Consider the following 13,045-nt stretch of genomic DNA (forward strand, 5'->3'; position numbering starts at 1 on the left):
CGTGTTTATTATCCTAAATTTTTATCCTTTTAATGATTTTTTTTGTTAGACAAATGTAGTTTTATTGAAAATATTTTGCATTAAAAATAGTCAACTTATTTTCTTGTATTTATATGAATGATCTAAGCATACCAATGCTGACCAAAGGTTTTATCTAAAATTTACTGCATTCCTTTTTTCTTGAAAAACAGTTTTCATTTGCAAATTCTACAGAAATTTGTATCTTCTTACGTGAGGAGGCGTTTTAGATATTAAAAAAAATACGTACAAAATGCGTTGACGATTTAATTTAATAAATAATGACAAATTAAAAAATTTAGGAGGATTTATGGCTGAACCCATAAAAATTGATGATTCGAAGCTTCTCTATGATGAAGCGATTGTGAATCGTATTTATAATGATCAAAGATTTAAAGATATGGTTGCGGAAAAGCAAAGATTCAGTTTGATTTTGTTAACACTCACATTAGGCTTATATATATTAATCGTTGTAGCAGCAGCATTCGCACCTAACATTGTAGGCTTGCCATTGGCAGAAAAAATGGTTACGACATGGGGCATTCCAGCAGGATTCTTCTTGATTATTTGGACGATTTTAGTGACATGTTATTACGTGCATAAGACTAATACTTATTTCGATCCAAAAACTATCAGAGTATTGAAGGAGATCGGCAATGAGAAATAATATTCTAAGACAATTCTTATGCTTGATTGCATTTGGATTATTTGGTGTTGCTGTTGCTCAAACAACACAATCAGGTGGTAAAAACTGGACTGCAATCATCATGTTCTTCGTGTTTGTTGCAGCAACCATTGCTATCACTTTCTGGGCATCGAATAAAACTAAATCAGCATCAGACTTCTATACTGCTGGTGGCGGTATTTCTGGCTTCCAAAACGGTTTAGCAATCGCAGGTGACTATTTATCATCAGCATCATTCTTGGGCTTATCAGCGTTGGTATTTGCTTCAGGTTTTGATGGTTTGATTTATGCATTCGGTTTCTTCATCGGCTGGCCAGTTATTTTGTTATTGATGGCAGAAAGATTCCGTAACTTAGGCCGCTTTACATTTGCGGACGTAACTGCATTTAGATTACAACAAACACCTATTCGTATCTTGGCTGTATTCTCTACATTAACGATCGTATTGTTATATTTGATCGCCCAAATGGTGGGCGCAGGTAAATTGATCGAGTTATTGTTTGGTTTGAACTATAACATCGCAGTATTCATCGTGGGTATCTTGATGATGATCTACGTATTGTTAGGCGGTATGTTGGCAACAACATGGGTTCAAATGATTAAAGCTGTATTGATTTTGATTGGTGCGACATTCATGTCAATTGTAGTGTTGTATTGGGTAGGTTTCAACTTAGAAACTTTATTCGTAAAAGCAACTGAAGTACATCCAAAAGGCATCGAAATCATGGTTCCTGGTTTGAAATACCCTAACCCAATCGATACGATTTCTTTAGGTATTGGCTTGATGTTCGGTACAGCAGGTTTACCTCATATCTTGATGCGTTTCTTCACAGTTAAAGATGCAAAAGAAGCTCGTAAATCAGCATTGTATGCGACAGGTTTTATCGGTTATTTTTATTTGTTAATGTTCATCATCGGTTTCGGTGCGATCGTTTACATCATGAATCAACCTTCATACTCAACACCAGAAGGTGCGATCATTGGTGGTGCTAACATGGTTGCAATCCATTTATCACACGCAATTGGTGGCAATATCTTCTTAGGCTTCATGTCAGCAGTAACATTTGCAACATTGGTTGCAGTTGTTGCAGGTTTAACATTGTCTGGTGCTTCAGCAATCAGCCATGACTTCTATGCAAATGTGATCAAAAAGGGTAAGCCTGTGATGAAAACTGAGTTATTAGTTTCTCGTTTCACAACTGCTGCTTTAGGTGTAATCGCAATCTTGTTAGGTTTATTATTTGAACAACAAAATGTTGCATTCTTAGTAGGTTTAGCATTCTCAATTGCAGCTTCAGCTAACTTCCCATTGTTATTCTTATCTATGTACTGGAAAGGTTTAACAACTAAAGGCGCTGTAGTTGGTGGTGCGGCAGGTTTGATCACAGCGGTTGTTATGATCTTATTTGGACCAGAAGTTTGGATCAATGTATTGGGCCATGAAAAAGCATTGTTCCCATACAATAACCCAGCTTTATTTTCTATCCCAATAGCATTCATTGTAACATTCATTGTATCTTCAATGGATAAATCAAAAGCTGCTACTGAAGAGAAATCTAAGTTTATCAGCCAGTATGTTCGTTCTCACGTTGGTGGCGAAGGTATCTCTGAAGCAGTCCAGCAATACCGTCAAGTTAATCATCCTGAGTTCTTAGAAGAACAAGCAAAACAGTATGCAGAAACTAATTAACAATTAAATAAAACTTAATTGTTAAATTTAAAATCCTGACTAAAGCCTTAGTCAGGATTTTTTTAATGCCTTTGATACAATACAATCCACAATCAATATATATAATTGATTTATATATAATATATTTTCAATCTCAGTCAAACTTTTAAAGATAACTAAGCAATTTTTTCATGTCATCTATAAAAAACTTGAAAAGTATTGTAAAGATAATATAATAAATACAGTTTCAACATTCAATGGAACTGTTTTATACGATTACTCTCCCCCCCTTAAAAAGCCCTGATCATGTCCATGTCAGGGCTTTTTTCTATCTAGTTGAAAACATTTTTATTGATCATTTAGCTGAACTTTCTAACGTATAGTTAGCGCCTTCACCTTGGCCCAATGTTTTGACTAAAACTGGCATTAGCTTTTCTAATTCTTTTTCTAATGTATAAGGCGGATTCAAAATGAATAAGCCACTGCCATACATACCAAATTCATCATGTTGGCCTTCGTAAACAGATAAAGTAACATTTAAGAAATTACCATTTTTAAATGCTTTACCTAATTTATTGGGTAAATTCAAACTTTCATCGCGTGGCAATAATGGATACCAGATCATGTATGTGCCGGTTGCAAAACGTTTGTGAGCTTCTTGCAATGTATTCAAGACAGTTTTGTAATCACTTTTATCTTCATATGGAGGATCAATTAAAATCACAGCACGACGCGTTGAAGGCGGCAATAAACTGATTAAACCTTGAAAGCCATCACTTTTCTGAATTTGATATTTAACACCTTGACCTTTGAAGTTATTGATCAAGTGTTCACTGTCAGCAGGATGCAATTCAAAAAGCTTCACACGATCCACTGAGCGTACCAACTTCTGTGCAATCACAGGTGAACCTGGATAAAGCTTTTTATCCATTTGGAATTGAACTAAAAACTCTAAAAAGTTAAAAAGCTCTGCTGGCAAATTTTTCTCTTTCTGTAATAAGCCAATACCTTCATGGTATTCGCCTGTTTTCTCAGAAAACTCAGAATTAATATCATATAAACCCGCACCAGAATGCGTATCAATGTACCAATATGGCTTATCTTTCTCATTGTAATAATTGAGGACAGAAAAAAGGACGTAATGTTTTAGTACGTCCGCATGATTCCCAGCATGGAATCCATGTCTATAACTTAGCATAAATTATTTTTTAGACTCAGAATAAGTAATGTACAAAAGCGCAGCTATCATGATGATGGCGCCAATCCAAAATTGTGTACCAACTGCCCAACCAAAGAAGATAAAACCTAATAATGTATTTAAAGGTAATTTGATGTAATCAAAGGCCTGAACATAGATCGCATCTGCTGCTTGATAGGCCTTCACTAATGTGAAATGGGCAACCATGGTTAAAAAGCCTAAAGTCAATAAGTAACCCAATAATTCTAATGTGAATTCAAAGCCTAAACCTGCAATCCCATGAGAGAAATTGCTAGTTAGCGCAAGTATTAGATTAATTGGGAACATCAATAAATATAGGTAAAACAATAATGTTAATGGATGATCTTTATCTGTTAAGTATTTAATCAACAATGAATAGATAGCCCAAAACAGCGCTGCTGCCAATGGCAAAAATGCAATATAGTTCATTGTTTGATAACTTGGGCTCAAGATGAGCATTGCACCCATAAAACCAATGATCGTCACCACAATGCGCGTCACTGTGGCTTTCTCTTTCAAAAATAGAGCCGCACCTATGCTTGCAAATAATGGTGATGTCATTAACAACGCAACGCCTTCACCAATTGGGAATTGCAAGCTCAACGCTTTCACCCACAATTGAACACCTACAATGGCAGCCAAAATTCTTAATAGATGAATCCAAAATCGTTGCGTCGTTGCAACTCGTTTTAATCCTGCTTTTAAAAACATTGGAAATAAAAATAAGAAAGCAAAACTATATTGGAAAAATGCAGTCCATTCTGAACTTATAGGATATTGACCACTGATGAATGGTGTAATGACATTGATCGCAGCAAATGCAACACCTGTTGCTATCATCCATAAAGCGCCTTGAACTGATTTTTGCATTTTAAAGCTCTGTTCCCATGTAACCTAATGCATTCAATGAGCGTTCATCATCAGACCAACCTTGGCGAACTTTTACGAAAGCTTTTAAGAATACTTTTTTGTCATACAATTTTTCTAAATCTTGGCGTGCTTGCGTGCTTGCTTCTTTCAAAGTTGTACCATTTTTACCAATCACGATACCTTTTTGAGTTTCACGTTCTACCCAAACCACAGCATTGATACGAATCAATTCAGCTTCCTCTTCAAAGCTTTCAATTTCAACTGTTAACGCATAAGGCAATTCTTGGTTCAAGCGACGCGTTAATTTTTCACGCAACACTTCACTCGCTAAGAATGAGCTAGATGCTGTTGTAATTTCATCTTCACTGAATAAGAATGCTTGTTCTGGCAAATAATGTGTCAATGATTTCACCACCAACTTCATTTGCTTATCATCCAATGCAGAGATGGGTAAACATTCCACAAATTGATGCTTGCTCATCATTTCAGACAAGAATGGGAACAACTCTTCTTTATTCTTAATGTGATCAACTTTGTTAACCACTAAAATTACTGGCTTTTCAATGTATTTTAAACGTTTTAGAGCCAATTCATCATCTGGCGTGAATTTCAATGCTTCCACCATGAATAAAATCACATCAGCCATTTCTAATGAGCTTGTTGCAGTTTTATTCAAATGACGGTTCAACGCAGAGTGTTCTGCTTTATGTAATCCTGGTGTATCGATAAAAATTGCTTGGCAATAATGATCCGTATAAATACCTGTAATCGCATGACGAGTTGTTTGTGGCTTACTAGATGTAATACTGATTTTCTGCCCAATCAAACGATTCATTAATGTCGATTTACCAACGTTAGGACGACCTATGATTGAAACGTAACCGGCATGTTGATTCATAATAATTTCTCAAGCATCATTTGTGCGGCATTCTGCTCTGCACGTTTCTTGCTTGTTCCTTCTGCAATAGTTGTTAATGATTGAGCATGGCAAGCGATTTTAAATGTCTGGGCATGATCCTGACCTTCAATGGCAACCACTTCATACTCTGGAATATTTTGATTAATCGCTTGTAAGTGTTCTTGCAAACGACTCTTAGGATCTTTGACAGACTCTGTAACACATTTGAATGATGTTTCATGAATTGTGTGTAACTCAGAATCATAGAGTGTCAAAACGACTTTTTGAACAGCTTCAAATCCGCTATCAATAAAAACAGCAGCAATGATTGCTTCAACTGTATCTGCTAAGATACCAGCACGTTTTGCACCATCATTTTTACGCTCGCCATAACTGATCACCAAATGTTTTGGTAGCTCCAAAATTTTAGCGATCTTATGCAATGTACTTTCTTTCACTAAATGCGCACGAATATTAGATAACTCGCCTTCCTTTGCGTCAGGAAAACGTTCATACAGCGCATACGCAATGATAAAATTCAGGCAGCCATCACCTAAAAACTCTAAACGCTCATTGTGTGAGCGTGAAACGGATCTATGCACTAAAGCTTGCTTTAATAAAGCAAGATCTTTGAAGTGATAATTTATTTTTTTCTGTAACTGTTCCAACATAACTACTTAAGTATTGTAAAAATGTGGTCACAATCTTTCAATTGCGTCACACATTTATAGTTCATCCATATAAAATTGGCTTTACCAACGAGTTGATCGTCAGCAACAAACCCCCAGAAACGACTATCAGCACTGTTATCACGGTTATCACCAAATGCCAAATATTGACCTTCAGGCACTTTGAATGGGAATTGTTGCTTTAATCCCATACCATGATCAGCTGTTGTATTGTAAGGTGCAACTTGAATGCCATGTTCCACAATACCATCTTGAGATGGTAAAAATTCTGTATAAATAATCTCAGAAGTTGGCTCTAAAGCAGAGCCCACATATTCATATTTAACAGGCTCACCATTGATCGTTAAAACTTTATTTTTATAATCAACAACATCTCCAGGAATGCCCACAATACGTTTAATGTAATTGATGCGTGGATCTACAGGATATTTAAATACAGCAATATCACCACGATTAACACCTTCACCTTCTTCACTGAAAATACGTTTATTTGTAATTGGGTAACGCAAGCCAAAAGACCAACGATTCGCCACAATCATGTCACCCGCATACAAAGTTGGCTGCATTGAACCACTTGGAATGATGAAAGGTTCTGCAATGAAAGAACGCAATACTGTTAAAACTAATACAACTGGAAATAAAAATGCTGCCCAATCCACCACAACAGGCAATTTTGCATCCTTTTCTCTATTCTTCTTAAAATAAAGACGATCCACCAACAAAATAATGCCAGTGATAGGAACAGAAATAACTATCGCGATCGCTAAGTAATGTGTGAATTGGGAAAACATAATAATTCCTTATTTACTTACTACCAGTTTGTAAAACAGCCAAGAATGCAGATTGTGGGATTTCAACATTACCCACTTGCTTCATACGCTTCTTACCTGCTTTCTGCTTTTCTAATAATTTACGTTTACGGCTAACGTCACCGCCGTAACATTTTGCCAATACGTCTTTACGCATAGCTTTTACAGTGCTTCGTGCGATAACATTTGCACCAATGGCTGCTTGAATTGCAATATCAAACATTTGGCGTGGAATCAATTCACGCATTTTCTCAACCAATTCACGTCCACGATATACAGCGTTATCTTTATGAATGATCAAGGCTAATGCATCCACCATTTCACCATTGATCAACACATCTACTTTTACTAAATTTGCTGGTTCATAACGTACAAACTCATAGTCAAATGATGCATAGCCACGAGAAATAGATTTCAAACGATCAAAGAAGTCTAAAACTACTTCACTCATTGGCAATTCAAATTGCAATTGAACTTGAGAGCCTGCATAAACAATATTCTTCTGAACACCACGCTTTTCAATACATAAAGTAATGATATTACCTAAGTATTCTTGTGGCGTTAAAATATTGGCACGAATGATTGGTTCGCGTAACTCTTTAATTTTATTAGGTGGGGGCAAATCATTTGGGTTATCAATCATCACCACTTCACCATCAGTTTTTTCTAATTCATAAATTACTGTTGGCGCTGTTGTGATCAAATCTAGATCATATTCACGCTCTAAACGCTCTTGAATGATCTCCATGTGAAGCATACCCAAGAAACCACAACGGAAACCAAAGCCCAATGCTTGAGATGATTCAGGCTCAAAGTTCAATGAAGCATCATTTAATCTTAATTTTTCTAAAGCTTCACGCAAGTTTTCAAAGTCTGTTGAATCTACAGGAAATAATCCTGCAAAAACACGAGATTGAACTTTTTGGAAACCTGGTACTGGTTCAGAAGCAGGATTGTTTTCCAACGTTAATGTATCACCTACTGGTACACCATCAATATCTTTAATACCTGCAATTACAAAGCCCACTTGTCCTGCTGACAACTCTTTTTTGTCTTCACGTTTTGGAGTAAATACACCCACATGGCTCACTTGATAAACACGTTTACTGCTCATCACTTGCATTTTATCACGAGGGCGTAAAACACCATCAAAAATACGCACTAATGAGATAACACCAACATATGGGTCAAACCATGAGTCGATAATCAAAGCTTTCAAAGGTGCATCAGGATCCCCTTTTGGGGCTGGTACTTTTGTCACTAATTCTTCCAAAACATCTTCAACGCCCATGCCTGTTTTTGCAGAACATGTCACTGCATCCATTGCTTCAATGCCAATGATATCTTCGATTTCAGCTGCAACTTTCATCGGATCCGCCGCAGGTAAATCAATTTTATTCAATACTGGCACAACTTCTAAGCCATGATCTAAAGCTGTATAGCAGTTCGCAACAGATTGTGCTTCAACACCTTGCGCTGCATCTACTACTAACAATGCACCTTCACATGCAAATAAAGAGCGTGATACTTCATATGAGAAGTCAACGTGCCCTGGCGTGTCAATGAAGTTCAAGTGATAAACTTCACCATTTCTAGCTTTATAGTCTAAAGATACTGAGTGTGCTTTAATTGTAATACCACGCTCTCTTTCGATATCCATAGAGTCTAAAACCTGAGCCTCCATTTCGCGGTCGCTCAATCCATCACAAATTTGAATAAAACGGTCAGCAATCGTGGATTTACCATGATCAATGTGGGCAATAATGGAAAAGTTTCTAATGTTCTTCATGCAGTTAATTTCTATCAAATAAAGAGGAGAGAACTCTATATGATTTCTCTCCTGAATTCAAATTATGGACTGTAATTATAGATTAATTACTGAGCTTTTGTTGAGTTTTCTGTAAATACTCTCTATAAACCGTTTCAAACTCATCTGGTAATGGTTTTAAAAGGCCTAAATATTCATATAACTCAATTTGGTAGAGCTTATGTTCTGCTCTATGTTCTTTTGTACTGTATGGATAAGACAATGCATAAATAAAGACTAAAAAGCTCACTGCAAAAATGGCATAGCTCTTAGCATTAGGCGTTTCTGATGGCGAACCAAATTGGTTATTACCTTCCACGCCTGGCAAAGCAAATAATAAAATCGCCCCGCCAATTACAAATATGTACACGATCCATTTAATGATTGAGTCAATTTGTTGTATCAAATGTTTTTGCGAAGCTTCTGTTAGATAAGCATCCAATACTTTTTGCATAGAAAAAAAGTTTTGACTCATGGAGTTATTTTGCAGAAAATCTTTCGCAAATTTAATTTTTGCATCGCTTAATGCATAGTATTCATTAATGAAAAAGCTGATCATTAATGTACCTAATATGATTACCACAAATGCCATCGTTCCAATCGTAAGATTATCAATATCACAGAATCTTTGGCTGATGATCATAATGACGAACATGAAAGCAAAGAATACAAAAAAGAACGAAGGAATAAATCCGCCATTGCCCATATAAGACTTCAAATAAAGTGGCAATATATTTAGGCAAACTACTAAAATTGCCATTGCAAATGTGATACGACACAAAAATCTCAATCGCCCAATTCGCACGCCACTGTGAAATAATGGCGGCTCAACACCCACATCACGATCATCAATTTCGATATGCTCATGGCTCTTTTTAGTAATTCTTTTTAATTTTGCAACTCTATTCTCTTCTTCCATTTGAGCATCATCGTCACTCTTCATTAATGTGAACTCTTGAGCTTCTAGGAATCTGCTGCGAATATCATTTTGTTTTGGTTTAGCTGTTGTCGGCTGAACAGTCAAATCATCCAATGTATTTAATGTGAGAGAAATTTCAGTATCAGGTTGGTTTTGTATAGGTGCGGATTTTTTAGTTGGCATCTTAGGTTTTTGTGTAGGAACATCTGCAATTCCTGTATCAAAACTTGCAAAGTCATCCATATCTAAGTCTAAATCTATGTCAACTTCAACACCAGCTTCAACAAGCGCATCTTTATACTCTACAGCATCAGCGTTACTTAACCCTGAGATCAAAATCTTTTCTCGACCATTCAATGAAAAGAATTTCTGATGAATATCATCTATAGACTCATCGAACAATTCTGATAAATTTTCGAGTATTTCATTTTGATTAACATCAGGGTTAAACTTTCCTCGAAAAACTATTTTATATTTCATTCAATAAGCCTTTAAAAAACTAAACAAAAAACTTTATGTACATATATTATATGTAGTCGATAAGTATAAACCACTCAACAAAAAAAAAATACTGCTAAATTAGATCAATTTATACACAACAACACCCGCGCAACTTATTTCAAATAATATTATAATTATTTGGTAAAGTATTAACAATTAGCATCTTTTTTGACTGAATCACGGATTTTATCACTCTGATATAGCGTATTCTGGTTTTCCACCAAACTCAAATTCCATTTGATACATCATTTTCTAGAGGGTGTAATGCGCATTTTTTTATTTCTAATTTTATTTGTACAAGGTTTATTTCAAACCTCTTTCGCCTCATCCATCACAATTGATGGCACATCTTTATCCATTCTATACACAATCCCATTTGCTGGTTTAATAGCATCCATAGCTTTTTTACCTTTGTTTGCGCCACAATTATGGCTCAATCATTATGGGAAAATAACATTTGCATGGGGAATTGCATTTTTCATCCCGCTATTAATTACTTTTGGCACGCCCATCAGCGTTTCAGTCTTAACGGATACTATTTTATCAGAATACATTCCCTTCATACTACTTTTATTGACACTATACGTTGTCTCAAGCGGAATACAAATCTCAGGTACATTTGTGCCTAGCCCTGCATTAAATGTCACTATATTATTAATCGGCACAATGTTAGCATCCATTATGGGAACAACAGGTGCCTCCATGTTACTCATTCGCCCTATTTTGCAAGCCAACCAACATAGACAATGCAAAGTGCATGTCATCATATTCTTCATTTTCTTAGTGGCCAATATTGGCGGCGGTTTAACACCATTAGGTGATCCGCCATTATTCTTGGGATTCTTAGAAGGTGTAAGCTTCTTCTGGACACTACAATATATGTTAATGCCTGTAATCATTACTTCTGGCATTTTATTAATGCTCTTCTATTTAATTGATAGCAAATTATTTGAAAAAGAAGGCATACAAGCACAGCCATTAAAAGCTAATCATATTATTATCAAGGGACAATTCAACTTCCTATTAATTGGTGTTGTATTAGCTGGCATTATCATGTCTGGTTTTTGGAACCCAAATATCTATTTCAAAGTGCATAATACAAACATCGCTTTAGAAAATGTTTTCAGAGATATTATCTTTATTGTTGTTATTTTTATCTCTTTACGTTTTACACCTAAACTCTTACGCCAAGAAAACCAATTCAATTGGGCGCCAATCTTAGAAGTCGCAAAAATATTCTTAGGCATCTTCTTTACTATCACACCTGTAATTTTAATCTTACAGTCACCGGATCATCCAACCACAAAATTCTTAATGAGTTTTGCACATGATGACAATGGAGCACCGATCAATATTGTCTATTTCTGGATAACGACGACCTTATCAGCATTTTTAGACAATGCACCGACTTACTTAGTCTTCTTCAAAATGGCAATTGGTGACAATCCAGATGGTGCAAATTATTTAATGAATACAATCCCCACAACGTTATTGACGATTTCTATGGCAACAGTATTCACTGGACCATTAACTTATATCGCCAATGCACCTAACTTCATGATCAAAAGTATTGCTGAACAACAAGGCATTAAGATGCCAACATTCTTTGGTTATGCATTCATAGCAATTGGGACATTATTGCCTATTTATATTTTATTGAATGTTATCTTTTTAATGTAAATTTTAAAGTATCAAAAAGCATTATCCACCCAAGTAATCATTGGCGGTGTCTCGGATGTATCGATTCCGATCACATCAATCCTTGCACCGCCTTGATGATTAGTTTGTTGCAAATATCTTTCCGCTGTCTTTCTCACTTTTCGTTGTTTTTGAGGCGTAATGCTTTCTAAAGGATTACCATGTAATCGAGTATTACGAACGCGCACCTCTACAAACACAATCGCCTCACCATCCTGCATAACGAGATCAATTTCCCCCATTCTGCATAAATAATTTCGCATAATGAAACTCAAGCCTTGAGCCTCTAAATACTCACGCGCCAATGTTTCGCCCCATGTGCCAATTATTTGCGGTTCGCTCATTGCGTCATTTCCTGTATAATCTCAAACCTTAACTTTATGAATCAGAGAGCTCTATGTCAACTTGTTACGTTGTAGCGACCCCCATTGGCAACATTGAGGATTGGTCTCCACGCGCCATTGAAACCTTAAAAACTGTCGATTTGATCTTTACTGAAGATACAAGGCACTCCGCAAAACTCATGCAACTGTTCAGTATCTCAACACCAACGCGCTCGCTCCATGATCACAACGAAACAGATCGTATTGATGAAATTTTAAACTTATTGAACGATGACAAATCTATCGCCATTATCTCTGATGCAGGCACACCATTAATTTCTGATCCAGGCTTTAAAGTCGTTCGTGCTTTACGTGAACATGAACAAAAAGTGATTCCAATTCCTGGCGTCAGTGCTTTAATCACAGCATTATCTGTTTCTGGCATTGCAACAGATCGATTCAGCTTCGAAGGCTTCTTGCCTGCTAAATCTTCTGGCCGTAAAAGCAAAATGGATGCGTTAAGAAAAGATCCTCGCACATTAATCTTTTATGAATCTAGCCATAGAATCATTGAAATGCTCAAAGATGCTATTTCAGTCTTCGGTGTAGATCGTTATGCTTTCATTGGTAGAGAAATGACAAAACATTATGAAAGCTATCTTTCCAATACATTAGAAGAACTTTTAACCTATTACCAAACTCACAGTGATGAACAGCGCGGTGAATATGTTGTGGTGATTGAAGGCTCTAATGTAGAAGTTGAGCAATCTGAAGGCGTTAATTTAAATGAACTCCTAGAAATTTTATTAGCAGAATTACCGCTTAAACAAGCGGTGAGTATTGCGATGAAGATCACAAAACTATCTAAAAACCATATTTATCAAACTGCACTGACGATTCAAAATAACGTATAATCATCAGCGAATTTAAAGGAATAGAG

Annotated in this window: 12 protein-coding genes; 4 read left to right on the forward strand and 8 right to left on the reverse strand. The window is 36.1% G+C overall.

Annotated elements, in window-relative coordinates; genetic code table 11:
- Window positions 1–328: 328 nt before the first annotated feature.
- Together BZK16_RS04530 and BZK16_RS04535 are read left to right on the forward strand one after the other, a co-directional pair.
- Entirely contained in the window at window positions 329–685 is a 357-nt protein-coding gene (locus BZK16_RS04530) for a DUF485 domain-containing protein (RefSeq protein ID WP_077927716.1), read from the forward strand.
- Window positions 675–2,393: a cation acetate symporter gene (locus BZK16_RS04535; RefSeq protein ID WP_077927717.1), complete on the forward strand. Its 1,719-nt coding sequence runs from the start codon at window positions 675–677 to the stop codon at window positions 2,391–2,393. The genes BZK16_RS04530 and BZK16_RS04535 overlap by 11 nt, the downstream gene beginning before the upstream one ends.
- Window positions 2,394–2,727: 334 nt before the next feature.
- Here BZK16_RS04535 and BZK16_RS04540 read toward each other — a convergent pair whose 3' ends face one another.
- The 7 genes from BZK16_RS04540 to BZK16_RS04570 form a co-directional block, all read right to left on the reverse strand.
- Window positions 2,728–3,570 carry a 23S rRNA (adenine(2030)-N(6))-methyltransferase RlmJ gene (locus BZK16_RS04540; protein WP_077927718.1) on the reverse strand — a complete coding sequence of 281 codons (843 nt, stop codon included), beginning with the start codon at window positions 3,568–3,570 and terminating at the stop codon, window positions 2,728–2,730.
- A gap of 3 nt (window positions 3,571–3,573) precedes the next feature.
- Window positions 3,574–4,461: a DMT family transporter gene (locus tag BZK16_RS04545; protein ID WP_077927719.1), complete on the reverse strand. Its 888-nt coding sequence runs from the start codon at window positions 4,459–4,461 to the stop codon at window positions 3,574–3,576.
- A gap of 1 nt (window position 4,462) precedes the next feature.
- Complete coding sequence (gene era, locus BZK16_RS04550; protein WP_096777497.1) at window positions 4,463–5,365, reverse strand: GTPase Era; 903 nt, start codon at window positions 5,363–5,365, stop codon at window positions 4,463–4,465.
- The gene (gene rnc, locus BZK16_RS04555) at window positions 5,356–6,030 is read right to left on the reverse strand and encodes a ribonuclease III (protein ID WP_077927721.1); all 675 of its coding nucleotides are present in this window, start codon (window positions 6,028–6,030) and stop codon (window positions 5,356–5,358) included. Before rnc ends, era begins: the two co-directional genes overlap by 10 nt.
- Before the next feature lie 2 nt (window positions 6,031–6,032).
- Complete coding sequence (gene lepB / locus BZK16_RS04560; RefSeq protein ID WP_077927722.1) at window positions 6,033–6,839, reverse strand: signal peptidase I; 807 nt, start codon at window positions 6,837–6,839, stop codon at window positions 6,033–6,035.
- A 13-nt stretch (window positions 6,840–6,852) separates the two neighbouring features.
- Window positions 6,853–8,646, reverse strand: coding sequence for a translation elongation factor 4 (gene lepA, locus BZK16_RS04565; protein ID WP_077927723.1), 1,794 nt, complete (start codon window positions 8,644–8,646; stop codon window positions 6,853–6,855).
- Window positions 8,647–8,728: 82 nt separating this feature from the next.
- Window positions 8,729–10,063, reverse strand: a complete 1,335-nt coding sequence (locus BZK16_RS04570; RefSeq protein ID WP_077927724.1) for a hypothetical protein — start codon at window positions 10,061–10,063, stop codon at window positions 8,729–8,731.
- Between the two features lie 285 nt (window positions 10,064–10,348).
- On the opposite strand from BZK16_RS04570, the gene BZK16_RS04575 reads away from it, so the two are divergent.
- Complete coding sequence (locus tag BZK16_RS04575; protein ID WP_077927725.1) at window positions 10,349–11,764, forward strand: sodium:proton antiporter; 1,416 nt, start codon at window positions 10,349–10,351, stop codon at window positions 11,762–11,764.
- Window positions 11,765–11,775: 11 nt separating this feature from the next.
- Here BZK16_RS04575 and BZK16_RS04580 read toward each other — a convergent pair whose 3' ends face one another.
- On the reverse strand, window positions 11,776–12,126 hold the full coding sequence (locus BZK16_RS04580) for a YraN family protein (protein ID WP_077927726.1): 351 nt from the start codon (window positions 12,124–12,126) through the stop codon (window positions 11,776–11,778).
- A gap of 53 nt (window positions 12,127–12,179) precedes the next feature.
- Between BZK16_RS04580 and rsmI the strand changes: the two genes are divergently transcribed.
- Window positions 12,180–13,019, forward strand: a complete 840-nt coding sequence (rsmI, locus tag BZK16_RS04585; RefSeq protein ID WP_077927727.1) for a 16S rRNA (cytidine(1402)-2'-O)-methyltransferase — start codon at window positions 12,180–12,182, stop codon at window positions 13,017–13,019.
- Window positions 13,020–13,045: the final 26 nt, after the last annotated feature.

Source organism: Wohlfahrtiimonas populi (assembly GCF_002006795.1).
Classification (GTDB): Bacteria; Pseudomonadota; Gammaproteobacteria; order Cardiobacteriales; family Wohlfahrtiimonadaceae; genus Wohlfahrtiimonas; species Wohlfahrtiimonas populi.

Excerpts from the sequence above, each read along its gene's own strand:
- BZK16_RS04530 (WP_077927716.1), top strand. The coding sequence starts at position 329 with ATGGCTGAACCCATAAAAATTGATGATTCGAAGCTTCTCTATGATGAA.
- BZK16_RS04535 (WP_077927717.1), top strand. The coding sequence starts at position 675 with ATGAGAAATAATATTCTAAGACAATTCTTATGCTTGATTGCATTTGGA.
- BZK16_RS04540 (WP_077927718.1), bottom strand. The coding sequence starts at position 3,570 with ATGCTAAGTTATAGACATGGATTCCATGCTGGGAATCATGCGGACGTA.
- BZK16_RS04545 (WP_077927719.1), bottom strand. The coding sequence starts at position 4,461 with ATGCAAAAATCAGTTCAAGGCGCTTTATGGATGATAGCAACAGGTGTT.
- rnc (WP_077927721.1), bottom strand. The coding sequence starts at position 6,030 with ATGTTGGAACAGTTACAGAAAAAAATAAATTATCACTTCAAAGATCTT.
- lepB (WP_077927722.1), bottom strand. The coding sequence starts at position 6,839 with ATGTTTTCCCAATTCACACATTACTTAGCGATCGCGATAGTTATTTCT.
- lepA (WP_077927723.1), bottom strand. The coding sequence starts at position 8,646 with ATGAAGAACATTAGAAACTTTTCCATTATTGCCCACATTGATCATGGT.
- BZK16_RS04570 (WP_077927724.1), bottom strand. The coding sequence starts at position 10,063 with ATGAAATATAAAATAGTTTTTCGAGGAAAGTTTAACCCTGATGTTAAT.
- BZK16_RS04575 (WP_077927725.1), top strand. The coding sequence starts at position 10,349 with ATGCGCATTTTTTTATTTCTAATTTTATTTGTACAAGGTTTATTTCAA.
- BZK16_RS04580 (WP_077927726.1), bottom strand. The coding sequence starts at position 12,126 with ATGAGCGAACCGCAAATAATTGGCACATGGGGCGAAACATTGGCGCGT.
- rsmI (WP_077927727.1), top strand. The coding sequence starts at position 12,180 with ATGTCAACTTGTTACGTTGTAGCGACCCCCATTGGCAACATTGAGGAT.